The 22,823-nt window shown below is 28.8% G+C and carries 22 protein-coding genes; 14 read left to right on the top strand and 8 right to left on the bottom strand.

The features are described from left to right. Positions 1 to 2: 2 nt before the first annotated feature. Entirely contained in the window at positions 3 to 2,774 is a 2,772-nt protein-coding gene (locus HMPREF0202_RS03995; protein ID WP_023049967.1) for an EAL domain-containing protein, read from the bottom strand. 24 nt (positions 2,775 to 2,798) lie between these two features. Next, the gene (locus HMPREF0202_RS03990) at positions 2,799 to 3,020 is read right to left on the bottom strand and encodes a thioredoxin family protein (protein ID WP_023049966.1); all 222 of its coding nucleotides are present in this window, start codon (positions 3,018 to 3,020) and stop codon (positions 2,799 to 2,801) included. A 276-nt stretch (positions 3,021 to 3,296) separates the two neighbouring features. On the opposite strand from HMPREF0202_RS03990, the gene HMPREF0202_RS03985 reads away from it, so the two are divergent. The 9 genes from HMPREF0202_RS03985 (at position 3,297) to HMPREF0202_RS03945 (ending at position 11,938) form a co-directional block, all read left to right on the top strand. After that, entirely contained in the window at positions 3,297 to 4,346 is a 1,050-nt protein-coding gene (locus tag HMPREF0202_RS03985) for a putative 2-aminoethylphosphonate ABC transporter substrate-binding protein (protein WP_023049965.1), read from the top strand. Between the two features lie 151 nt (positions 4,347 to 4,497). Then, entirely contained in the window at positions 4,498 to 5,475 is a 978-nt protein-coding gene (locus HMPREF0202_RS03980) for an ABC transporter ATP-binding protein (protein ID WP_023049964.1), read from the top strand. After that, a complete protein-coding gene (locus HMPREF0202_RS03975; protein ID WP_023049963.1) occupies positions 5,466 to 7,187 on the top strand; it encodes a putative 2-aminoethylphosphonate ABC transporter permease subunit in 1,722 nt (573 codons plus the stop codon). Before HMPREF0202_RS03980 ends, HMPREF0202_RS03975 begins: the two co-directional genes overlap by 10 nt. Next, entirely contained in the window at positions 7,187 to 7,993 is an 807-nt protein-coding gene (phnX, locus tag HMPREF0202_RS03970; protein WP_023049962.1) for a phosphonoacetaldehyde hydrolase, read from the top strand. The genes HMPREF0202_RS03975 and phnX overlap by 1 nt, the downstream gene beginning before the upstream one ends. Position 7,994: 1 nt before the next feature. Continuing rightward, the gene (gene pbfA / locus HMPREF0202_RS03965; RefSeq protein ID WP_023049961.1) at positions 7,995 to 9,350 is read left to right on the top strand and encodes a (R)-1-hydroxy-2-aminoethylphosphonate ammonia-lyase; all 1,356 of its coding nucleotides are present in this window, start codon (positions 7,995 to 7,997) and stop codon (positions 9,348 to 9,350) included. Next, positions 9,343 to 10,455, top strand: a complete 1,113-nt coding sequence (locus HMPREF0202_RS03960; RefSeq protein WP_023049960.1) for a 2-aminoethylphosphonate--pyruvate transaminase — start codon at positions 9,343 to 9,345, stop codon at positions 10,453 to 10,455. The genes pbfA and HMPREF0202_RS03960 overlap by 8 nt, the downstream gene beginning before the upstream one ends. Before the next feature lie 3 nt (positions 10,456 to 10,458). After that, positions 10,459 to 11,232 (top strand): DeoR/GlpR family DNA-binding transcription regulator, encoded by a 774-nt coding sequence (locus HMPREF0202_RS03955; protein WP_023049959.1) that lies wholly within the window; start codon positions 10,459 to 10,461, stop codon positions 11,230 to 11,232. A gap of 41 nt (positions 11,233 to 11,273) precedes the next feature. Beyond that, the gene (locus HMPREF0202_RS03950) at positions 11,274 to 11,531 is read left to right on the top strand and encodes a thioredoxin domain-containing protein (protein WP_023049958.1); all 258 of its coding nucleotides are present in this window, start codon (positions 11,274 to 11,276) and stop codon (positions 11,529 to 11,531) included. A 23-nt stretch (positions 11,532 to 11,554) separates the two neighbouring features. Next, a complete protein-coding gene (locus HMPREF0202_RS03945; RefSeq protein WP_023049957.1) occupies positions 11,555 to 11,938 on the top strand; it encodes an ankyrin repeat domain-containing protein in 384 nt (127 codons plus the stop codon). Positions 11,939 to 11,948: 10 nt separating this feature from the next. Here HMPREF0202_RS03945 and HMPREF0202_RS03940 read toward each other — a convergent pair whose 3' ends face one another. Continuing rightward, positions 11,949 to 13,169: a chloride channel protein gene (locus tag HMPREF0202_RS03940; RefSeq protein ID WP_023049956.1), complete on the bottom strand. Its 1,221-nt coding sequence runs from the start codon at positions 13,167 to 13,169 to the stop codon at positions 11,949 to 11,951. A gap of 13 nt (positions 13,170 to 13,182) precedes the next feature. Beyond that, positions 13,183 to 14,031: a mechanosensitive ion channel family protein gene (locus HMPREF0202_RS03935; RefSeq protein WP_023049955.1), complete on the bottom strand. Its 849-nt coding sequence runs from the start codon at positions 14,029 to 14,031 to the stop codon at positions 13,183 to 13,185. A 150-nt stretch (positions 14,032 to 14,181) separates the two neighbouring features. On the opposite strand from HMPREF0202_RS03935, the gene rd reads away from it, so the two are divergent. Then, positions 14,182 to 14,340, top strand: coding sequence for a rubredoxin (gene rd / locus HMPREF0202_RS14925; RefSeq protein ID WP_023049954.1), 159 nt, complete (start codon positions 14,182 to 14,184; stop codon positions 14,338 to 14,340). Positions 14,341 to 14,416: 76 nt separating this feature from the next. Further along, the gene (gene hcp / locus HMPREF0202_RS03930; protein WP_040406284.1) at positions 14,417 to 16,069 is read left to right on the top strand and encodes a hydroxylamine reductase; all 1,653 of its coding nucleotides are present in this window, start codon (positions 14,417 to 14,419) and stop codon (positions 16,067 to 16,069) included. Positions 16,070 to 16,091: 22 nt separating this feature from the next. Here the strand turns inward: hcp and HMPREF0202_RS03925 are convergent, their stop codons facing one another. Further along, a complete protein-coding gene (locus HMPREF0202_RS03925) occupies positions 16,092 to 16,814 on the bottom strand; it encodes a DUF305 domain-containing protein (protein ID WP_023049952.1) in 723 nt (240 codons plus the stop codon). 140 nt (positions 16,815 to 16,954) lie between these two features. Between HMPREF0202_RS03925 and HMPREF0202_RS03920 the strand changes: the two genes are divergently transcribed. Beyond that, positions 16,955 to 17,773, top strand: a complete 819-nt coding sequence (locus HMPREF0202_RS03920; RefSeq protein ID WP_023049951.1) for a ZIP family metal transporter — start codon at positions 16,955 to 16,957, stop codon at positions 17,771 to 17,773. Between the two features lie 25 nt (positions 17,774 to 17,798). Here the strand turns inward: HMPREF0202_RS03920 and HMPREF0202_RS03915 are convergent, their stop codons facing one another. Continuing rightward, the gene (locus HMPREF0202_RS03915) at positions 17,799 to 18,440 is read right to left on the bottom strand and encodes a hypothetical protein (protein WP_040406282.1); all 642 of its coding nucleotides are present in this window, start codon (positions 18,438 to 18,440) and stop codon (positions 17,799 to 17,801) included. Between the two features lie 95 nt (positions 18,441 to 18,535). After that, positions 18,536 to 20,050: an AbgT family transporter gene (locus HMPREF0202_RS03910; RefSeq protein WP_040406280.1), complete on the bottom strand. Its 1,515-nt coding sequence runs from the start codon at positions 20,048 to 20,050 to the stop codon at positions 18,536 to 18,538. 159 nt (positions 20,051 to 20,209) lie between these two features. On the opposite strand from HMPREF0202_RS03910, the gene HMPREF0202_RS03905 reads away from it, so the two are divergent. Further along, positions 20,210 to 21,346, top strand: a complete 1,137-nt coding sequence (locus tag HMPREF0202_RS03905; RefSeq protein ID WP_023049948.1) for a M20 metallopeptidase family protein — start codon at positions 20,210 to 20,212, stop codon at positions 21,344 to 21,346. Between the two features lie 80 nt (positions 21,347 to 21,426). Next, the gene (locus HMPREF0202_RS03900; RefSeq protein ID WP_023049947.1) at positions 21,427 to 21,864 is read left to right on the top strand and encodes a hypothetical protein; all 438 of its coding nucleotides are present in this window, start codon (positions 21,427 to 21,429) and stop codon (positions 21,862 to 21,864) included. Between the two features lie 23 nt (positions 21,865 to 21,887). On the opposite strand, the gene HMPREF0202_RS03895 is transcribed toward HMPREF0202_RS03900, so the two are convergent. Continuing rightward, positions 21,888 to 22,766, bottom strand: coding sequence for a patatin-like phospholipase family protein (locus HMPREF0202_RS03895; RefSeq protein WP_023049946.1), 879 nt, complete (start codon positions 22,764 to 22,766; stop codon positions 21,888 to 21,890). Positions 22,767 to 22,823 lie beyond the last annotated feature (57 nt).

Here is a 22,823-nt window from a genome sequence, read left to right as displayed (position 1 = left end):
CTCTAAACATTCTTTAGTTCCCTTTCAGGTTTTCCAAAATAATATCCTTGCCCGTAACTAACTCCTATCTCTTTTAAAAATTCAAACTGTTCTCTCTCCTCAATTCCTTCTGCTACAACTTTAAGTTTTAAACTTTTTATCATATTTGTTAGCCCTAAATAAACATTTTTTCCTCTTTCACTTTCCTCATTAATACTAGAAATTAATGATTTATCAAACTTAACAACATCTATTGGTAAAGTTGTTAATAAACCTACTGTAGAATATCCTGCTGTAAAATCATCAATTGAAAGATATATTCCATTCTCTCTAAATTTATTTAATTTTACTACTACATCTTCTGCATCATTTAAAAATGTACTTTCTGTTATCTCTATCTCTAAGTTTTTTCCACTTAAAGAATACTTTTTTAAAATATCTAATATAACTTCTACTACATCTTTTCTTTTTAAAGTTTCTATTGACATATTAAAAGACATTCTAAAATTTTTATCCACGATATTATCTCTAAGAAGTTGTTTTGTCTTTTTCACCGCTTCTTCTGCTATTTTATAATCAACTTTATAAATTAATCCTAAATTTTCTGCTATTGGAATAAATTCATCTGGATAAATTTCTCCTAAAAGATTGTTATTCCACCTTGTTAAAGCTTCCGCTCCTATAATTTTTCCATCTTTTAATGCATACTTTTTTTGAAACACTGGATAAAACTCTATATTTATTGACTTACTAATTAAATTTTCGATTATTTTTTTTCTTTTTTTACTCTTTATAAAATTATATGTTGCTTCTTGTGACCAGTTTTCTCTACCCTTTTTTGCTGAATACATAGCTAAATCTGCATATTTAAAAGCATATTCCATTGAGTTCTTCTCTTTTTTTAAATAGTATCCTAAACTAAAAGATATATTATACTTTTTCATTAAATTAGAGCTTTTAAAAAGAGTTTCTAACTTCTTTATTTTGTATTTTATATTTGCTGAATAACAAGAAAATATATAAAATTCATCTCCTGATATTCTAAATATATAGTCATTTTTAAAAACCTCTTTTAATAGTTTTCCAGCTTCAATTAATACTTGATCTCCATAATCATGTCCATGTGTATCATTTAATAATTTAAAATTATTTAAATCCATAAGAAGAGTACATCCAGTTATACTATTGTTATTTTTACAAAACTCATTATAAACTCTTCTACTATATAAACCTGTTAATTCATCTTTTAATAGCTCTCTATTTTTTCTTTTATGCATAAAAACTTTAAAGCTTTGATATAATGCTAAACCTAATAATAATATACAACTCAACGTTACCAAAATAACTAAGTTTTTATGTTTTTCTTGCTCTGTTATAATCTCTTTTCTTTTATTCAACTCTGAATTTTTGAGAATATCTTTTAAATCTACCATCTCTAGTATAGCCTTATTTAAAATATCCCTCAATACTATATTATTTTTATTTAAAGCTAAGTTTATTGGTACATTTTCTAATATTCTTATATTATATTTTTTCTTATCATAAATGTCTGAGTTTAATGATAAGACTGTAGTTAACTTATTGTTCTTTAAATCTGATAACATTTCATCTCTATTTGAATAGATCTTTATGTTATCTTTAAAAAAATATTCCTTTGCTACAGTTTCTTCTATTGAATTTTTTATAACTCCAACTTTTCTCTTACTTGATAAATTTTTCAGAACCTCTATCTGATATACATTTAAATCATAAATTTTTTTAGTGAATATAAACTTTTCTTCTCTTTCAGGAGTTCTAGAAAGAGTTAATATATCAATTTTACCATTATTAAAATCTTCATAAATAGTTGTCCATTCGATTTTTTTCGTTTTTTCTTCTTGTTTTATATTAATACTCAACTTCTTAAATAAACAATCTAATAACCCTGGAAGAACTCCTACAAATTTTTTATCTTTTACAGAATCGCTACTCACATTTTCAATATTTCCGTATGATATTTTTAAAGGTTTCATATTTTGGATATACTCTTTTTCTTCATCTGTTAATGATTTTAAAAATTTATCTTTAAACATAAACTCTTTACGCTTTTTCAACCAATTTTCCATCTTTTTACTATATTTTTCTTCCAAAGCATTATTAATTATATAATTTAAATCTTTATAACTTTTATTAACTCCAATTGAAGTTTCTGGTAATCTACTTATACTTAGTTTATTTGATTCTCCTATTGTATTTAAATTAGTATCTGCAAAATAATCTAATTTTTTTAGATTTACATCATCCACTTTTATTATTTTCATTTGCAATTCATTTTTCATTTTATATCTTTCTAAAAATTTCTCATAGATAGTATTTTTAGTTACATAGACTTTTTTTTCATTTAAATCTTCAGCTGTATTTAATTTTTTATCTCTCGATACAATAACTAGCTCTTCAGCTAAAATTTTATTTGAAAAAACTGCAAATTTTTCTCTTTCATTTGTTTTAGTTAAAAAATTTATAATATCAATTTCACCTTTTTGGAATTCATTGTATATTATATCCCAATTATCTTTTTTTATAACTATATTAAGTTGTAAATAATCTTTTAATAATTCTTCTATAATATCATTTAATGATTGATTTTCTATTTTATCATCAGCAAAATAATTATTTTTTATTCCTAATACCAATTGTTTTTCTCTTATTTTTTCTAAGTATTTTTTTTCTTTATCATTTTTAGGAACATATACATCCATTGAAATTATAAATTTAAAACTTAAAAAGAAAACTAAAAGTATCCTTTTTATACTCATTATCCCCCCTTAAAAAATTATAACCTACAATATCTTTTCCAAAAACTTTTCCATTTCTTCTTTTATTTCTGAAATAGAAAAGAATCTTATTTTTTTTAAAACTTCTAATCCATCATAATAGATAATTAAAACAGGCGTTACAAAAACTAAAAATTCTCCTGTCACTTCAGGATTCTTTTTTATATCTATTGGAAAAAATTTAGAATTTTTATATTCTTTAGAAAGCTCCTCTAACCTAGGGAGCATGATACCATCAACTCAACAACTTTTCGTTTCATCATAGATATATACAAATCCAAATTTCTCATTTTTCATATCTTTATAGTTCATATTCCCCTCCCCATAAATGAATTAATAACTTTTTCTTTCAATTATATCTTGATTTCCATTTTTTTTCTAGGAAAAACTAAAAATTCTTTTCTATTTTTTATTTTTTGGTTTTACTTGTCTTTTACCTGTTTTTTATTTTACCTTTACACTCATGCTTTATAATATTATTAAATTTAAAAATGGGGTGATTTTATGACATTTAATAAAAAAATATTGGGTTCATTGGTTTTAGCAACACTTTTAACTAGTTGTGGTTCTTCTGAAAAACCTGTATCTAAAGACAATAAAACAAAGGAGATTACAGTTTATACTGCTTTAGAAAACGAACAAATTCCTGAGTATCTTCAATCTTTTAAAGAGCAATACCCTAACATAAAACTTAATATTGTTAGAGAATCAACAGGTGTTATCGTTTCAAGAGTTTTAGCTGAAAAAGATAATCCGCAAGCTGATGTTATCTGGGGGACTGCTGCTACTGGCCTTTTAGTTTTAGATGAAGCTAATCTTTTAAAAGAGTATTCTCCAAAAGATATTGAAAAAATAAATCCAAAATTTAAAGATAACACAGGTAAAGATCCTAAATGGGTTGGAAACAATGCTTGGATGACAGCTATTTCAGTTAATACTATTGAAATGAAAAAACTAGGACTAGAGGAACCTAAGAATTTCTCAGATCTTTTAAAACCTGAATATAAAGGTTTAATCTCTATGCCTAACCCAGCTTCTTCTGGAACTGGATTTCTAACAGTCTCTGCTTTAGTTCAACTTTTAGGAGAGGAAAAAGCTTGGGAATATATGGCTAGCTTAGATAATAATATGGGTGTTTATACTCACTCAGGATCTAAACCTGCTAAAACAGCTGCATCTGGAGAGTATCCAATTGGAATATCTTATGGATATCCTGGAATAAAAATAAAAAATGATGGAGCACCTATAAATGTTTATTTCCCTAGTGAAGGTTCTGGTTGGGATTCTGAAGCTAATGCTTTAATAAATAAAAAGAATATCAAAGATGAAGCTAAGGTATTTTTAGATTGGGCTATCTCAGAAGATGCTATGAAAATGTACGCTAAATCTTATGCTATTGTTTCTAGAGATATCAATGTTGCTCCACCAAAGGGATTCCCTGAAAACCCTATCACTCAACTAATTGCTAATGATTTCTCTTGGGCTGCTGCTAACAAAGAGCGTATTTTAACTACTTGGGAAACAAAATTTGGTTCTAAAACTGAGAAAAAATAATATCTTTTTTATAAAGCTACAGAGAAATCTGTAGTTTTTTATTTTTTACAAATTCTTAACCTTTGTTTTACTCTTAGTTTACTTGGTTTTAATTTGTTTTTAACTTAGATGATGTAATATATCTTTAGATGATGAAAACGAGGAGGAGTTAATGAGTTATTTAAAGATAAAAAATGTTGAAAAAACTTTTGGTAAGTTTAAAGCATTGAACAATATAAATTTTGAAATAGAAAGAGGGGAGTTTATCTGTTTTTTAGGTCCATCTGGTTGTGGTAAAACAACACTTCTTAGAATTATTGCTGGACTTGAAAATGTCGATAGTGGTGAAATTTTTTTAAAGGATGAAAACATTACAAAAAAGCATCCAGCTAAGAGAAATATGTCAATCGTTTTCCAATCTTATGCTCTTTTTCCAAATTTAACAGTTGGAGAGAATATTGCCTATGGGATGAAGAATAAAAAAATACCAAAGGATATAATTCAAAAGAAAATAGATGAGTCACTTGAGCTTGTTGGTTTAAGAGGTCAAGAGAATAAATATCCAAATGAACTTTCAGGAGGTCAGCAGCAAAGAGTTGCACTTGCTAGAGCAATCTCTTACTCGCCAGATATTCTTTTGTTAGATGAGCCTCTTTCAGCTCTTGATGCTAAAGTAAGAGAAAAACTTAGAAATGATATAAAAAATATTCAAAAAAAACTTGGAATTACAACTATAATGGTTACTCATGATCAAGAGGAAGCTCTTTCAATGTCAGATAGAATAATTGTTATGGATAATGCTAAAATTGTTCAAGTGGGAACACCTCAAGATATATATGAAAATCCAGCTAACAATTTCATTGGAGATTTTATCGGAAAAGTTAATAAGTTTGAAATCAATGGAACAAAAGTTATGGCTAGACCAGAGGATATCTCTCTTGCTGATGAGCAAACAGATAATTTCTTTATGGGAACATTGGAATCTTGGGAGTATATGGGATCGTACTATAGATTAAAAGTTAATAAAAAGAACTACATTATTGAAGTTGATATCTGTAGAAATAAAATTGCTCATATTCCACTAAAAAAAGATCAACACATATTTCTTAAAGTTGAAAGAACTTTAGGAGGAGGAGTTGAATGGAGCTAGTTTTTAAAAAAACTGAAAAACTTCTTTCAGAAAAAGTTAGAGATATTATCGTTTGGGGAATTGCAATCTTTTTCGTTGTTACTCTTCTTTTTCCACTTATCTCTTTAAGTATAAAAGCAACAGAGGACAATGCTGGAAACTTTATTGGTCTACAAAATTTTATTCAATATCTTACTAGCCCTGGAGTAGTATCTTCATTTTTCAATACAGTTAAAATAGCAACTTTAACTATGGTTATAACTTTAATTTTAGGATTTGGTTACTCTTATGGAATGGCTAGAAGTAACATAAAGGGAAAAGGTATTTTAAAATTTTTAATTCTTCTACCTATATTTGCTCCAACTATGCTACATGGTATCTCATTAGTTTACCTATTTGGAAGAATGGGAGTCATAACTACTGGATTCTTTGGTAGATTCCCTAATCTTGCAACAGATATAAATCTATACGGTTCAACTGGTATTGTAATTAGTGAAGTTATATATACTTTACCTCAAGCCTACTTAATTATCTCTATGGCACTACAAAATAGTGACTATAGACTCTATGAAGCTGCTAAAACTCTTGGAACAAGTAAAGTAAAGCAATTTTTTACAATAACTCTTCCATCTTGTAAATATGCTGTTTTTTCCACAGCTACAGTTTCTTTTATTCTTGCATTCACTGACTTTGGAGCACCTAAAGTTGTTGGTGGAAACTATAATGTTTTAGCTACAGATATTTATAAGCAAGTTATCGGACAACAAAATTTAGGAAGAGGTGCAGTTGTTAGTATCCTTCTACTTATTCCCGCAGTAATCTCATTTTTCTTTGAAAAATCTTTAGAGAAAAAACAAAGAGATACCTTTAATGCAAAATCTATGAACTATCGAATTGAAAATTCAACTGGTAGAGATATTTTCTTCTACAGTTTCTGTTGGTTTATTGGTCTTGGTATATTAGGACTTTTTATTACAGCAGGTGTCGCTTCTTTTGTTAAGATGTGGCCATATAACTTTGAACTTACTTTAAATAACTATAAATTCTTTGACTTTAATGGTGGAGCTTTCCATTTTTATAAAAACTCAATAACTATAGCAATGTTATCAGCTATATTTGGAACTATTATTGCATATCTTGGAGCATATATATGTTTAAAAACTGAGAGTTTAACTAAGCTTAGAAATGTTATTAAGTTTTTCGCAATAGTACCTTTAGCCCTTCCAGGAATGGTTTTAGGTTTAGGATATATCTTTTTCTTCAATATGAACTACATTAGAATTCCACTAATTGGTTGGGTAAATAATCCATTCAATAGTTTATACGGAACTCTTTGGATCTTAGTTCTTGTAAACATTGTTCACTTTTTCTCAGTTGCTTTTATGACAGCGTCAACATCTTTGAAAAAGTTAGATAAAGAGTTTGAAATTGTATCTCTATCTATGGGTGTTCCTTGGTATAAAACATTTTTCAATGTAACTCTACCACTTACTAAACACACTATTGGAGAGATATTCATATATTACTTTGTAAACTGTATGACTACAGTTTCAGCAGCTGTTTTCCTATATACTTCAAAAACAACTCTTGCATCTATTGCAATGGTTAATCTTGATGAAGTTGGAGATCAAGCTAAAGCAGCAGCAATGGGAATTTTAATTGTTGGAACAAATCTTTTAGTAAAAACAATTTATGAAATAATTAAAAAAAGAAATTTTGGGAGGAATAAATAATGAGAAAAGAGATTAAGGCAGTTATATTTGATTGGGCAGGTACTACAGTAGATTATGGATGTTTCGCACCACTTGATGTTTTTGTTCAAGTTTTTAAAGAGATTGGTATTGAGATTACTTATGAAGAAGCTAGAAAACCTATGGGAATGTTAAAAATAGATCACATAAAAGCACTATTAAAGATGGAAAGAATACACTCTTTATGGTTAGAAAAATTTAATAGAGATTACACTATGGAGGATATTAACTCTTTATACGAAAGATTTGAAGAAGTTTTATTCGCTTCTTTAGAAAACTTTGCTGAACCTGTTCCTGGAATGTTAGATCTTCAAAAAGAGTTAAGAGATAGAGGATTAAAAATTGGAAGTACAACTGGATATACAAAAGAGATGTTAGATATTGTTGCTCCTAAAGCTAAAGCTTTTGGATACTGTCCAGATTTTAGAATCACATCAACTGAAGTTCCTGCTGGTAGACCATATCCATATATGATTTATCAAAATATGATTACCTTAGCAATTCCAAATAGGAATTCTATTATAAAAATTGGAGATACAACTGTTGATATGAAAGAGGGTAAAAATGCTGGTGTTTGGACTGTTGGTATCTTAAAGGGTGGAAGTGAACTTGGCCTTTCACAAAAAGAGGTTGAAACTATGGACCATGCTCAGTTAAAAAAATTAATGGATGCAACTGCAAAGAGATTATACTCTGCTGGAGCTGATTATGTTGTTGAGCAAGTTGGTGATTTACCACATATAATTGATGTTATAAATACTAGAATGAATTCTGAAGAGGTTATTTAAAATGAATAAAATTACATCTGAAGGGGATGTGAATACCTCTTCAAATCGTAAAAATTGGCAAGATAAAAATATAAACTATGAAACTAGTTGTGTTCTTAGAGATGATGAAGATATCTTTCTTCATCAATCTCTTTCAACTCCTTGTTTAAATGTTTTAAAAAAATCCAAAGGTATCTATCTAGAAGATATCTCTGGAAAAATCTATATGGATTTTCATGGAAATAATGTACATCAAGTTGGATTTGGAAATGAAGATGTTAAAAATGCCATTATTAATGAAATGGAAGAACTTCCCTTTTCACCTAGAAGATATACAAATAACTCTGCTATAATTTTAGCTCAAAAGCTTTCTGATAAAACAAATGGTGTTTTAAATAAAGTTCTATTTTCACCAGGAGCAACCTCTTCTATTGGAATAGCAATGAAACTAGCTAGACTTGTAACTAAAAAAGATGGCTTTCTATCTTTTTGGGATTCTTTCCATGGAGCTTCAATAGATGCTATCTCTTTAGGAGGAACTGCTCATTTTAGAAATGGTATTGGAAGTCTTCTAACTGGGTGTGAACATCTAATCCCTTATAATAGCTATAGACCCATTTTTGATGAAGATACCTTCTTAACTATTTTAGACTATACTCTAGAAAAGCATGGAGATATTGCAGCTTTTTTTATGGAAACTATTAGAAATACTGAAGTGGAGATTCCATCATATAAACTTATGAAAGGAATAAGAGATATCTGTACTAAACACAATACTCTTTTAATTTTAGATGAGACTGCAATTGCTATGGGAAGAACTGGAAAATTCTTCGCCTTTGAACACTATGATATTGACCCGGATATTGTTGTCATTGGAAAAGGACTTGGCGGTGGAATATTTCCAATCTCTGCTCTTTTAACAAAAGATGAATTTAACATTGGTCAATATACATCTTTAGGGCACTATACTCATGAGAAATCCTCTGTTGGATGTGCTGCTGCTAATGCTGCCATAGATTTTATTGATAATAATAATATTTTAGAAAAAACATCTAATATGGAGAAATTTGTTTTAGATAGATTAAATATATTAAAAAATAAATATGAAATTATCGGTGATGTAAGAGCTATTGGGCTACTCTTTGCAATTGAACTTGTAAGAGATAGAAAAACAAAAGAAAAAGCTGAATCTGAAGCTGATAGAATTCTTTATAATTGCCTTGATTTAGGTCTTAGTTTCAAAGTTTCTAGTGGAATATTAACACTATCACCACCACTTATTATTGAAAAACATGAACTTGAAAAAGCTCTTGAAATTCTTGAAGAGAGTATAAAAATTGAAAATATAAAACTATTTGGAGGAAACAACAATGAATAACAATAACTTAACAGATAAACCATATATTCTTTTAACACCTGGACCACTTACAACATCTTCTGGAGTTAAATCAGCTATGCTTAAAGATTGGTGTACTTGGGATAACGAGTATAACTCTTTAGTTCAAGATATGAGAAAAAGAGTTTTAGATGTTGCTGAAGCTGGAGATGACTATACTATGATTCCTATGCAAGGAAGTGGAACTTTCTCTGTTGAGGCTGTTTTAACTAGTGTTGTTGGTGAGAATGAAAAAGTTTTAATTCTTTCAAACGGTGCATATGGAGATAGAATGAAAACTATTTGTGATACAGCAAAAGTTAAAAATACTATCTATAAAATTGAGCAAACTGAAACTTATGATTTATCTCACTTAGAATCTATTTTAAAGGAAGATAAAGAGATTACTCATGTTGCTGTTGTTCACTGTGAAACTACATCAGGAATTTTAAATCCAATTAAAGAGATTGGAGCAATTGTTAAAAACTACAATAAAACTTTTATAGTTGATGCTATGTCTAGTTTTGGGGGAATTCATTTTAGCATTCCTGAGTACCAAATTGATTTTTTAATTAGTTCATCTAACAAATGTATCCAAGGAGTTCCTGGTTTTGGATTTATTATAGCTAGAAAATCTGAACTTTTAAAATGTGAAGGAAAGGCTCGTTCTCACTCTTTAGATATATTTGATCAATGGAAAGTTATGGAAAGTGGAAATGGAAAATGGAGATTCACTTCTCCTACCCATGTTGTAAGAGCCTTTTATCAAGCCCTTTTAGAATTAGAAGCTGAAGGTGGAGTTAAAGCTAGAGAAAAAAGATACACAGAAAACCAAGATAAACTTGTTAAAGGTATGGACACTCTTGGATTTAAAGCTATTATCACTTTAGAAAAACAATCTCCTATTATAACTACATTCTATGCTCCAAATCATCCTGATTATAAGTTTGAAAATTTTTATTCAAAACTTAAAGAGCAAGGATTTGTTATATATCCTGGTAAGTTAACAAAAGAGGAGAGTTTTAGAATCGGTAATATTGGAGAGGTTTATCCTACAGATATTGATACTTTAATCAATTCTATCAAAAACTCTATGTTTTGGAGATAATATATGTTAATGGAAGAGCGTAGACAACTTATCTTAGATGAAATAAATATTAAAAATATAGTTTATGTTAAAGAGCTTGCAAAAAGATATAGTGTGACTATGGAAACTATCAGAAAAGATTTAGAAGATATTATAAATGAAAATAGTGAGATTAGAAAAGTTTATGGAGGAGCCCTAAAAAGCTCCTCTAACATAGTTGATGAAAGTTATAGTTTAAGAAATGAACTTTTTTCTAACGAGAAGAATATTTTAGCTAAAAAAGGTGTTTCCCTTATCAATGATGGTGATTCAATCTTTTTAGATGCTGGAACTACAATTTCTAAAATGATTCCTTATTTAAAAAATAAAAAAAATCTTAAAATTGTTACTGTTTCTCTCTCTGTTATCAATGAGTTTGTAAATTTTTTCAGTAGTATTGACCATACTCACTCTATATTTCTAATTGGTGGAGAGGTTAAACTAAATCTTTTATCAACATCTGGAGTTAAAACATCTCTAGATATTAGTAACTATTTTTTTGATAAAGCATTTTTAACCTTAGATGGTTTATCTTTAAAAAATGGTGTTACTTCACACAATCATGATGAAGCATTGGTTACTAAAACTGCTTTAAAGCACTCTTTAGAAAATGTTTTTTTAGTTACAGATGAAAAGTTCGATACTTCTAAATTTTATAAAGTTTGTGACTTAAATCAAGTTAACTTCATTGTATCAGTAAATCCAGAGAATAATTTTTTAAAAAATTTAGTTAAAAATTTTAATATAAATCTCTATTAATGTGTTATAATTTTTTTATTAAATAACGGAGGTAGACTATTATGAAAAAAACACTGTTTGTACTTAAAAATTGTGATAGTTGTGATGTAGTTAAAAGTTTATTCAATAATAGACATGATTTAGCTATCTATGATTTGACTGAAGCTAAAGATCTAGCACAAAAACTTAATGTTACTGCTGCACCTACTTTAGTAGTTGAAGATTGGGAAAGTGTTACTAACTACGTTGGAATTGAAAAAATTAAAGAATACTTAAGTGATGAACCTACACCAAATTATCCTTGTGTTTGTTCTGAATAGTTTTACTGATTAAGGGGGATTTTATGATTGAATTTAAAAATGCATTAAAAAATGGAGATTTAGAGAAATTAAAAGTTAAATTAGAAGATGGAATCGATGTTAATGACAGAAGTGGTGAGTACAGATATCCTATACATAAAGCTGTTTTATTAAAAGATACTAATATTGTTAAACTATTTTTAGATTATAATGCAGATATTAATATCCAAGAACCACTACAAGGTAATACACCTATTAATCTTGCCATTTTTAATAAAGATTTACAAATGGTAAATTTTTTAAAAGAAAATGGTGCCAATTTAGATATTAAAAATAGTTGGGGAATGACATCTTTAGAATACGCTATATACCTTAAAAATAATATGAGTTTCGATGATATAGATAACATTATTGAAACTTTAAAATAAAAAAGAGCATTTATATTTTTAAATGCTCTTTTTTTTGTCCTTCATATATGCTTAACTCTCCACTAAATAGGTAAGCCATTGCACAAGCTACAAAAAGATAGCCTGCCATATTATAACCAAATATCTCTATTCCTATTAAAAATGAGGCTAAAAATGTATTTGTAGAAGATGCAAATACAGCACAATATCCAATTGCTGCTAAAAACTCCACAGGAATACCAAACCAACCTCCTAATACTCCTCCTAAACATGCTCCTATAGCAAAAATTGGTGTGACCTCTCCCCCTTGAAATCCTATTCCTAAAGTGAATATAGTAAAGAACATCTTCAATATCCAATCATATGAATATAACTGCTCTTTTGAAAAAGCTATATCAATTAGATTAGTTCCTAGTCCACTATATCTCCCTCCATAAACTAACCAGATTAAAAAGCCTAATATTATTCCACCAAAAAATATTTTTTTTATAGGATCTAAACCAACCATATATTTATTCTTTTTAAAATTTTTTAAGAAAAAAGCAAAGCAATACCCTGCAACTGCAAATATAAACGTTGCCATTAAAAACATTGTTATATCTCTTATATCATTTTTAGGAAACTTCTCTATTAAGAAATGGAAATGCTTCATCTCAAAATACTCTGATACACCAAAGGCTGTATACGCTGCTAAAAATGCTGGAAACAAAGCTTTGTATTCAACAACACCCATATTTAAAATCTCTAAAGAAAATATTGTTGCAGCAAATGGAGTTCCAAAAAGTCCTGAAAATCCAGCTGATATCCCTGTTGAAATAAGAATTTTTTTTAAATCATCTATATTTAACTTTATTTTTTTCTCTACATATCTTGTTATTGTATTTGCTACCGTTGCACCTATTTGTACTGCTACTCCCTCTCTCCCAGCTGAACCTCCAAAAAGATGAGTCGCCCATGTTGATATAATAGAAAATGGAATTAATCTTTTAGGAATAATTACATTTTCCATATGTGCTGCTTCGAATACATAGCCCATTCCTTTTAAAGAACCCTTTCCATATTTTTTATATAAAAATATCATTAAAACTCCCACAAAAGGTAAAAAAATAATTAATTTATTAAAATATTCCACTCGTAGATTTGCTGCTAATATCAATCCTTTTGAAAAAAACACATCTATAAATCCCACTATTAATCCTGTTATAATTGAAAAACCTGAAAAAAATAGAGCTCTAACTATTCTGTCTTTCATCTTTTCCTCCTCTCTATTTACTTTCAGTTACATTTACATCTAAAATATTAAATGGAACATTTACTCCCTCTTTGTTAAATACTTCTAAAATATATGCCATTAACTCTCCTCTAACTTTATAGTAACCATTTGTTGGAGTCCAAACCATAAATAGAATATTTATACTTGAATCTCCATACTCCATTGTATGTATAAAGTTTTCCCTATCTCTATTTAATCCTTCATAGGTATTTGCTATATTCTCCAATATACTAATTACTTTTTTCATATCAGAATCATAAGATACTGATAGCATTAATTTTATACGTCTAAAAAGGTTTGCATCATAGTTTATAATATTTCCGCTAATCATTACATTATTTGGAACTATAACTCTTCTTCCATCTAAACTAGTTATATATGTTGAAAACACCTCTATTTTAGCAACCTCTCCCATTACACCATTTATTTTTATGAAATTTCCTATACTAAAAGGTCTTGTAAAAAATAGCACTACTCCACCAGCTAAATTTGATAGAAACTCTTTTAAAGAGATACCTACACCTAAACCAATGGCACTGATCATAGTAGCTATTGATGCTTCACTAAAACCAAATGCTAATAATCCTATCAAAAAAAACATTACATTTAACCCTAATTTTGTAACTGATTTAGTAAACTGCTTTGTATTAATATCCTGATTAACTACTGGAATTTTATCTATATACTTATCAACTTTTTTCGTAAAATATGAACCTAAATACAATATAATTATAAAAACAAATGTTCTAATTAAAAATTCAATTGCATCATGACCCAGTGTCTGTAGCAATGGCTCCCCTGAACTATTTTTTATTTGTAGTAAACTATTAACTGTTTCCATATTACTTCCTCCTAAAATATACTTTCTCTATAATTTATATTATAGATTCAATAAATATATCCTTTAATTTTTTTATAAATTTAAAAGGAAATCTATAATTTTTTTGTAAAAATATCACAGATACATTAACTAGCATAGGAGGTATTTTTTATGGAAAAATGGAGATGTAAAGTTTGTGACTGGATTTATGACCCTGCTACAGGAGATCCTGATAATGGAGTTGCGGCAGGTACTGCTTGGGAAGCTGTTCCTGAAGATTGGGTTTGCCCTATCTGTGGTGCTGGAAAAGACGAGTTTGAAAAAGAATAATTTTTTTACTGGGGTACTTTTTAATACCTCAGTTTTTTTTACTTTTAAAAATATAAAAAAATTTAGGAGGTTGTCTATGTCTATGTTTTGTTTTCAATGTCAAGAAACTGCTATGAATAAAGGATGTACTGTTAGAGGGGTTTGTGGTAAAGCCTCTGAAACTGCTAATTTACAAGATTTATTAATACATATGGCTAAAACTGTTTCTGCTTATATTGAACTTTTAAATGATAAAATTCCTATAACTAACGACTTGCACCGATGGGTTGTAAATGCTCTTTTTGTTACAATTACCAATGCTAACTTTCACGATGAAGCTATTATAAGGGAGATTGAAACTGGAGAAGCTTACAGAACTGCTTTAGAAATAGAGCTTTTAAATAATAAAATCTCTGTTCCTGAAAAATATGCAAAATATATCAATTGCCCAACTGATCTTAGCTCAGATGATTCACTTTTAGATTATGCTGAAAAAGTTGGTGTATTGAGAACTAAAAATGAAGATATTCGTTCTTTAAGAGAAACTATCATATATGGATTAAAAGGAATGTGTGCTTATGTTGAGCATGCTTTTAATTTAGGATATGAGGATGTTTCTATATATAGATTTATCGAAGAAACACTAGCTAATGTCGATGATGATTCTTTATCTATTGAAGCATTAGTTCAAATGGTTTTAAATGTTGGTAAAGTGGGTGTTGATGCTATGGCTCTTTTAGATAAAGCTAACACAACATCATATGGACATCCTGAAATAACTAAAATCAATATTGGAGTTAGAAATAAGCCTGGAATCTTAATATCTGGACATGATCTAAAAGATTTAGAAATGCTTTTAGAGCAAACTAAAGGTACTGGTGTTGATGTTTACACTCACTCTGAAATGCTTCCTGGTCATGCATATCCATTTTTTAAAAAATATGATAACCTTGTAGGTAACTACGGTGGGTCTTGGTGGCATCAAACAAAAGAATTTGTTGATTTTAATGGTCCTGTTTTATTTACAAGTAACTGTTTAGTACCTCCTAGAGGAACTCTAGCTGAATATCTTGAAAGAGTTTATACTACAAACTCTGCTGGTATGGAAGGATGTGAACATATTCTTGCTGATGAAGATGGATTTAAAGATTTTAGTGAAATTATTGAAAAGGCAAAAGCATGTAAACCGCCTGTTGAAATTGAACATGGTGAAATTATTGCTGGTTTTGCTCATAATCAAGTTTTAGCTTTAGCTGATAAAATTGTTGATGCTGTTAAATCTGGAGCAATAAAAAAATTCTATGTCATGGGTGGTTGTGACGCTAGAATGCAAGACAGAAAATATTATACTGAATTTGCTTTAGCTCTACCTAAAGATTCTGTAATACTTACAGCAGGTTGTGCTAAATACAGATATAATAAATTAGACTTAGGAGATATTGGTGGTATCCCTAGAGTTTTAGATGCTGGGCAATGTAATGACTGTTATTCTCTAGCTGTTATTGCACTCAAATTAAAAGATGTTTTTGAGTTAGATGATATAAATGATTTACCAATAGTATTTAATATTGCATGGTATGAGCAAAAAGCTGTTTTGGTTCTCCTATCTTTACTATATCTTGGATTTAAAAATATTCATGTAGGTCCTACTATTCCTGCATTTTTAAGTTCTAATGTTCTTCAAGTTCTAATTGATAACTTTAATTTAGGAACAATTAGTAATGTACAAGATGATTTAAAAAATTTTTAATAATTAAAAAAAAGGCAAATGTTTAATTTGCCTTTTTTAATATCTGTTTCATCTCTTTTATCTCTTCATCTTGGCTCAAAATAATTCCATTGGACATTTTTATCAGTTCTTTATTTTTTCCAAACTTCAAATACTCTTTAGCCATACTTACAGCTCCTTCATGATGAATAATCATATTTTGTAAATAGCTTTTTGTTATCTCTTCAGCATTATTTGCTTGTCCATCATAAGATTTCATACTTTTCATCATTTTAATCATTATCTTCTTCATTTTAGGAAGAAACTTTTCATTATCATTTCCTCTTAACTCTCCTGATTCTAATAGTTTTTGCATAAACTCAACCTCTTTTTCTTGAGCACGAACTATTCTATCAGCTAAATTTTTAACTTCTGTATTTTGAGTATACTTCAAAACACCTATACTTGATATTATTGCAGCTTCATGATGAGGTATCATATATATTACAAAATTATTTCCAACGTCTTTTGTTAAAAACAGTTGTGAACTATTTGACATCATGAGGCTATGAGCATATTCATCATACTCCTTAAACCCTTTTAAGTTTTGTGGAATAACATCCTTTAAAGGTGTAAGTACTGTATATATTTTACTATCTGATTTTATCTCATAGTTTAACATCTTTTGTAGATGGCTGTCATTTAAGTCATTACTGTACGAATTTAAAGAAACTGTTGAAAACAAAGCTGCAATTCCTACCATTATATTTATATTTTTAAAATCCATTTTCAAACCTCCTTGTATTAAAGTCTGTGATTTATTATTAAATGAAACCTAGGTAATTCCTTTTTAATTTTAAAGGATTTTTATAATAAACTTGTAAAAGTAAGTTAAGTACTACATTAAACAACTGAGGAGGATTTTTTATGTATGATTTTTTAAAAAATTTAGATCCTGTTTTACAGGCTCTTTTGGCCACTTTATTTACATATTTTGTAACAATGCTTGGAGCTGCTATGGTATTTTTCTTTAAGACTATAAATCAAAAAGTATTAAATGGAATGCTCGGATTCGCTTCTGGTGTTATGATTGCAGCTTCTTTTTGGTCACTATTGAATCCTGCCATTGAATTAGCAGAAAATATAGGTTTACCTGGATGGAAACCAGCTGTTATAGGTTTTCTTTTTGGTGGTATTTTTCTTTGGTCTATTGATAAATTTTTACCTCATCTTCATCAAAATCAACCTATATCAAATGCAGAAGGAATTTCTACAAAATGGAGAAGAAGTATTCTTTTAGTTTTAGCTATAACTCTTCACAATATTCCTGAAGGATTAGCTGTTGGTGTCGCTTTTGGTGCTTTAGCTGTAACTGGACCGGAATCTTCATCTACACTGGTTTCTGCAATAGCTTTAGCTATTGGTATAGGTCTTCAAAACTTTCCAGAAGGAGCCGCTGTTTCTATTCCTTTAAGAAGAGATGGAATGAGTAGAAGAAAAGCCTTCTTCTATGGACAGGCTTCTGGTATTGTTGAACCAATAGCTGGTGTTATCGGTGCTATTTTTGTTATTAAAATGACTTTTTTACTTCCTTATGCGCTTGCTTTTGCTGCTGGTGCTATGATATACGTTGTAGCAGAAGAACTTATTCCAACTGCTAAAGAGATTCGTCATGATGATTCAGGAACTATCGGAGTTATGTTTGGTTTTGCTATAATGATGTTTTTAGATGTGGCATTAGGTTAAATAGTTTAATAATAAAAAAATGGAGCTACTTCTGAGCTCCATTTTTATCTTTTTCTACTTTCATTATTATAACCGTCACTTTATTTGTATATTTAGATAACTCATTATAATCTTTTTCTACCTGATCCCAATCTGGTTTTGGTCTCTCTATCTCTTTTGCTATTTTAGAACTCAAGTATTCCATTCTTTCAAGCTCTCTATCTGACATCCCTTTTTTTATGGCTTTCATAACCTCTTTTTCATCCATAGAATTTGATGATACATCATCATCTAAAACCATATCTGACATTAATTCGTTATTTATTTCCTCTTCAAAATTTGGTTCACTTTTATCAAGTCCACCCTCTTTTAGGGTTCTCATCATATTTACTGCCATTTTATTCGTATACATTGATAATTCATTATACAAATCTTCAACTTTAGTCCAGTCTGGTTTTTCCTTTTGAACTTCAGCATCCACTAATTCACCAATCTCATTCATTTTCTCCATATTCTCCGAGTCATCTCCTAGATTTCCCATAACATTTTGAATAAACTGTTCGTTGGCCATATTAGATACTGATACATTTTCAATTGTTGGAGCATTCGTATTTAAATTATTTGTTTCCTCTGCAGAAAAAGATGTAATTGATAACATCATAGATAAGACAATTAAAATAATTTTCATCTTTTTATCTCCTTTTAATTTTATATAATCTTTGTTATATACTACCAAAAGAGAAGTTAAATTCTTTGAAATTAATATAATTTTTACAAATTTATTTAAATATCTATTGGAGCACCTGGTCCTAATGGTATCCCCAAGTATATCCAAATAATAGCCATAATAATCCACATTATTAACATAGCTATAGTATATGGAAGCATCAAAGATATCACAGTTCCTACTCCTGAGTCCTCTTCATACTCCTGAGCTAAACCAAGAACTATTGGCATATATGGAAATAGAGGTGATATTACATTAGTTGTAGAGTCACCTATTCTATAAAGCATCTGAGTTAAAGCAGGATTATAACCTAACATATAAAACATAGGTATAAATATTGGAGCTAATAAAGCCCATTTAGCTGATCCACTTCCAATAAAAAGATTTATAAATGCCGAAAGTAATATAAACATCACAAATAAAGGTATTCCTCTTAAGTTAAGATTTTTTAGTAAATCTGCACCCTCTACAGCTAAAACAAATCCAAGTTTACTCCAGTTAAAATATGCTATAAATTGACCAATCATAAAAACTAAAACAATATAACTAGACATATCTTTTATTCCTAAAGTCATGTATTTAGGAATATCTGACATATCTTTTATCTTTCCAACGCCCTTTCCATAAGTTATTCCTGCTATTAGAAAAAGTATCAATAATAGTGGAATTATTGCATTTAATAGTGGTGAATTTAAAAGAGAACCTGTTGTTGGATTTCTTAAAAAACTATTTTTAGGATAAACAATTGCTACTAAAAACAGAATATACATACTCACATAGATTCCTGCTTTTTTTAGTGCTTTTTTTTCTACTTGATTAACTGCCTCTCTTTCAATTATCTTTTTACCTGTATATTTTCCTAATCTAGGTTCTATAATTTTCTCAGTTACAACTGTTCCTACTATTGCTAATAAAAATGTAGATACTCCCATAAAATACCAGTTATCCACAACTGAAACAGTTATATTTGGATTTACAATTTTCATAGCTTCTGTTGAAATTCCAGCTAATAGAGCATCTGTTCCTGCTACAATTAGATTTGCACTAAAACCAGCTGTTGTTGCAGCATAACCTACAGCTATTCCAGCTAGAGGATGCTTTCCTAAAGAGCAGAATATAAAAGCTGATATTACAGGAACTACAACAATAGCTGCATCTGATGCTATATTTCCACAAATACCAATTAACATAATCATAAACGTAATAACCTTTGGAGAACTATTAAGAATAGTATTTCTCATAAAAGCTGATACTAAACCAACATGCTCAGCTAATCCAATTCCCAAAGTCATAACTAAAACTAAACCTAGAGGTGAAAATCCTGTAAAATTCTTTATTGTATTTTGTAACATAAAATTTATACCCTCACTAGAAAGTAAATTTTTTACTTTTACAACTTCATTTTTAACAGGGTCTATTACACCAACGTCTAAATAATTTAATCCCCAAGATAGTAAAATAATAAAAACACTTAAAAAGAAAAAAAGCATAAATGGATGTGGAATTTTATTTCCAACCTTTTCTATCCAATCTAAGATACCATGTTTTTTTCTTTCATTTACTTTTCCCATTAACTCCCCTCCTACTATCATTTAATTTAGACAAGTGTACCTCAAGAGTTCTGATAACACAATTATATTATTTGTATCTAAAGTATTGATAAAATAAATGTGACAAAAGTACAAAAAATATGGTATTAATTTAAGTAACAATTCTAGGGGAGTGATTATATGTTAAATAATTTAAATACTCATCGAAACTATCTACACACGATACCAGAAATAGCATTAAACGAATTTAAAACTGCTGAGTATATTAGAGAGGTTTTAGATAAAGAAAAGATAGAGTATCATTGTGTTGGAACAAGTACTGTTGCTTTTATTCCAGGTGAAAGTGATCAATGTATCGCTTTTAGAGCTGATATTGATGCTTTGCCATTAACTGAAGAAAGCACTAATCCTTTTAAATCTAAAACTCCAGGTATGATGCACGCATGTGGGCATGATGGACATACAGCCATGCTTTTAACTTTTATTCAGGAGATTAAACTTTTAATATCTAAAGGAACAAAATTAAAAAAATCTTTAGTTTTTATATTTCAAGCTGGTGAAGAGGGAGCTGGTGGAGCTAGATTTATTGTAGCTGATGAGTACTACAAATCTAAAAATATAGAAGCTATATACGCTTTACATGTATATCCTGAGATTAAAGTTGGAGAGTTCGCTGTAAAATCTGGTTTTGTATCTCTTCAAAATATAAATTTAGATATTGTTTTAACTGGAAAAGGGTGTCATGGTGCTCAACCTCATAAAGGTATTGATTCAATACTAATTGGAGCTAAATTAGTAGAAGCCTATCAATCAATTAAATCTAGAAATATACCATCTTATGAGCATTTTTTACTTACAATTGGAGCTTTCCATGCTGGTACAGTTAGAAATATTATTCCTGGAACTGTTAATATGCTTGGAACTATTAGGCTTGAAAATATATCTTTAATACCTTTTATCCAAGAAAGAATGGAGCATATTAATAAAGGGTTTGAACTAGCTTTTGATGTAAAAATTGATATGAAATTTCAACCTTTTTATCCACCAGTGGTTAACGATTCTAATCTTTTTGAAAAAGCTCTAAAAGCTTTAAAAGATAAAAAAGTTTTTACTGATATCTCTTTAAGTGGATCTGAAGATTTCTCTTTTTATTCGCAAAATGGAACTCCCGGATTATTGGCATTAGTTGGTATTAGAGATGAAGAAAAAGGACATGTTTGTGCTCTTCATAACAATCGATTTGATTTTGAAAATGAAGCTTTAATACACGGTGTTGAATTCTTTAAAAATTTACTTCAAGAAAATAACGCAATTTAACTCTATTTTAAAGGAAGTCTTTAAGTTATTTTTAATAATAGAACATAACTATATTATGTATTATTTAGGAGGTTTTTTTCATGAAAAAATATGTTTTAGTATGTTCTTTTATTATTTCAGCTTTTACTTTTGCTGCATCACATGATAATCATCAAGATCATGTTCAACAAAATACAATGAATGATATGCCTATGATGCAATCTCAAAATAATAATTGTCCTACATGCAATAATATGATGCAAAATATGACACAGATGCCTGGTTGGAAAAGTGACAAAAAAATGATGAAAAGTAATATGATGTATGCAACACCTGAGATGCAAAAAAATATGATTGATATTGAGCAAAAACAGCTAGATATAAAAAAAGCAATGTTAGATGACAAAGTTGATTGGAATAAAGTTGAAAAACTTAATAAAGAGATTGGAGAGATTAGAGCTAAAATGCAGACTGAAATGATGAAGAATCAGTATGAGATGATGAAAGCTACTCCTACTACAACACCTGCAAAACAATAATAATATTTAAAAATGAAGAGAGCCTACTCTTGGCTCTCTTCATTTTTATTATTCATCCAATTTAATAATCTCTCATAATTTTCTTTTGCATCTTTTAAACCTAAATTATAAAGGGCTTTAATTTTATTTAAATCTCTTTCTAATCTATCTACGACCACTATCTCACTAGGCCTAAAAACAAAAACATCTCCTTTATTTTCCAGCTCTTGTATATCTTTTAAAGTTCTATTATAAACTAAATGACGTTTTATTAATGCTTCTGCTACTTTAGGATATTTTCTATAATACAATTTTATTAGTGGCTGTAATTTTAAAGGCTCTTTTTTATATCCTTCATCCTCTGTTAAAATAACAACATTTTTACTATTTCCATCTAATATTGACTGAGCTATTGGAATTGGTGAAGCTATTCCACCATCTAAATATATCTTCTCATTTATTGTTGTCTCTTTAGAAAAAAATGGTAAACTTCCTGATGCAATTAGAGATTCTAAAAGATCATCTGTTCCTTTAAAATCTTTTTTAGAAAAAAATTCTGTTCTTCCTTTTATGCAATTAAATGCTCCCACTTTAAATTCTAAATCACAATTATAAAATGTTTCAAAATCAAAAGGTGCTAGCTCATAGGTCATTTTTCTATATGCAAAATCTACATTTATATAACTTCCATTTTTTATTAAATATTTATATCCCATATATCTTTCATCATTTAAATATTTTAAAATAATATCAATATTTCTTCTTTTCTGTCTCGAAGCATAAGATGCTGAATAAATTGCACCTGCTGAAACTCCAATTGTATATTTAAAATGCAACTGTTTAGATAAAAAATAATCTAAAATTCCAGATGTATAAGCTCCTCTTAACCCTCCACCTTCTAAAACTAATCCTATATTATCCATAAAAAATCCTCCTAAAGCACAAACTAATATTCACTATATTGTACTTTTAATTCAGAT

It is taken from the genome of Cetobacterium somerae ATCC BAA-474 (genome assembly GCF_000479045.1).
Classification (GTDB): domain Bacteria; phylum Fusobacteriota; class Fusobacteriia; order Fusobacteriales; family Fusobacteriaceae; genus Cetobacterium_A; species Cetobacterium_A somerae.
The sequence above is the reverse complement of the archived record's forward strand: the minus strand, read 5'-3'. Positions and strand labels throughout refer to the sequence as shown.

Bases quoted from the DNA above. Each gene is read 5' to 3' on its own strand.
- HMPREF0202_RS03900 (WP_023049947.1), top strand. From the start codon at position 21,427: ATGAAAAAATATGTTTTAGTATGTTCTTTTATTATTTCAGCTTTTACT.
- HMPREF0202_RS03950 (WP_023049958.1), top strand. From the start codon at position 11,274: ATGAAAAAAACACTGTTTGTACTTAAAAATTGTGATAGTTGTGATGTA.
- HMPREF0202_RS03935 (WP_023049955.1), bottom strand. From the start codon at position 14,031: ATGGAAACAGTTAATAGTTTACTACAAATAAAAAATAGTTCAGGGGAG.
- HMPREF0202_RS03905 (WP_023049948.1), top strand. From the start codon at position 20,210: ATGTTAAATAATTTAAATACTCATCGAAACTATCTACACACGATACCA.
- HMPREF0202_RS03955 (WP_023049959.1), top strand. From the start codon at position 10,459: ATGTTAATGGAAGAGCGTAGACAACTTATCTTAGATGAAATAAATATT.
- HMPREF0202_RS03920 (WP_023049951.1), top strand. From the start codon at position 16,955: ATGTATGATTTTTTAAAAAATTTAGATCCTGTTTTACAGGCTCTTTTG.
- HMPREF0202_RS03975 (WP_023049963.1), top strand. From the start codon at position 5,466: ATGGAGCTAGTTTTTAAAAAAACTGAAAAACTTCTTTCAGAAAAAGTT.
- rd (WP_023049954.1), top strand. From the start codon at position 14,182: ATGGAAAAATGGAGATGTAAAGTTTGTGACTGGATTTATGACCCTGCT.
- HMPREF0202_RS03995 (WP_023049967.1), bottom strand. From the start codon at position 2,774: ATGAGTATAAAAAGGATACTTTTAGTTTTCTTTTTAAGTTTTAAATTT.
- HMPREF0202_RS03895 (WP_023049946.1), bottom strand. From the start codon at position 22,766: ATGGATAATATAGGATTAGTTTTAGAAGGTGGAGGGTTAAGAGGAGCT.
- HMPREF0202_RS03940 (WP_023049956.1), bottom strand. From the start codon at position 13,169: ATGAAAGACAGAATAGTTAGAGCTCTATTTTTTTCAGGTTTTTCAATT.
- HMPREF0202_RS03925 (WP_023049952.1), bottom strand. From the start codon at position 16,814: ATGGATTTTAAAAATATAAATATAATGGTAGGAATTGCAGCTTTGTTT.
- HMPREF0202_RS03980 (WP_023049964.1), top strand. From the start codon at position 4,498: ATGAGTTATTTAAAGATAAAAAATGTTGAAAAAACTTTTGGTAAGTTT.
- phnX (WP_023049962.1), top strand. From the start codon at position 7,187: ATGAGAAAAGAGATTAAGGCAGTTATATTTGATTGGGCAGGTACTACA.
- HMPREF0202_RS03915 (WP_040406282.1), bottom strand. From the start codon at position 18,440: ATGAAAATTATTTTAATTGTCTTATCTATGATGTTATCAATTACATCT.
- HMPREF0202_RS03990 (WP_023049966.1), bottom strand. From the start codon at position 3,020: ATGCTCCCTAGGTTAGAGGAGCTTTCTAAAGAATATAAAAATTCTAAA.
- HMPREF0202_RS03910 (WP_040406280.1), bottom strand. From the start codon at position 20,050: ATGGGAAAAGTAAATGAAAGAAAAAAACATGGTATCTTAGATTGGATA.
- HMPREF0202_RS03985 (WP_023049965.1), top strand. From the start codon at position 3,297: ATGACATTTAATAAAAAAATATTGGGTTCATTGGTTTTAGCAACACTT.
- pbfA (WP_023049961.1), top strand. From the start codon at position 7,995: ATGAATAAAATTACATCTGAAGGGGATGTGAATACCTCTTCAAATCGT.
- hcp (WP_040406284.1), top strand. From the start codon at position 14,417: ATGTCTATGTTTTGTTTTCAATGTCAAGAAACTGCTATGAATAAAGGA.
- HMPREF0202_RS03945 (WP_023049957.1), top strand. From the start codon at position 11,555: ATGATTGAATTTAAAAATGCATTAAAAAATGGAGATTTAGAGAAATTA.
- HMPREF0202_RS03960 (WP_023049960.1), top strand. From the start codon at position 9,343: ATGAATAACAATAACTTAACAGATAAACCATATATTCTTTTAACACCT.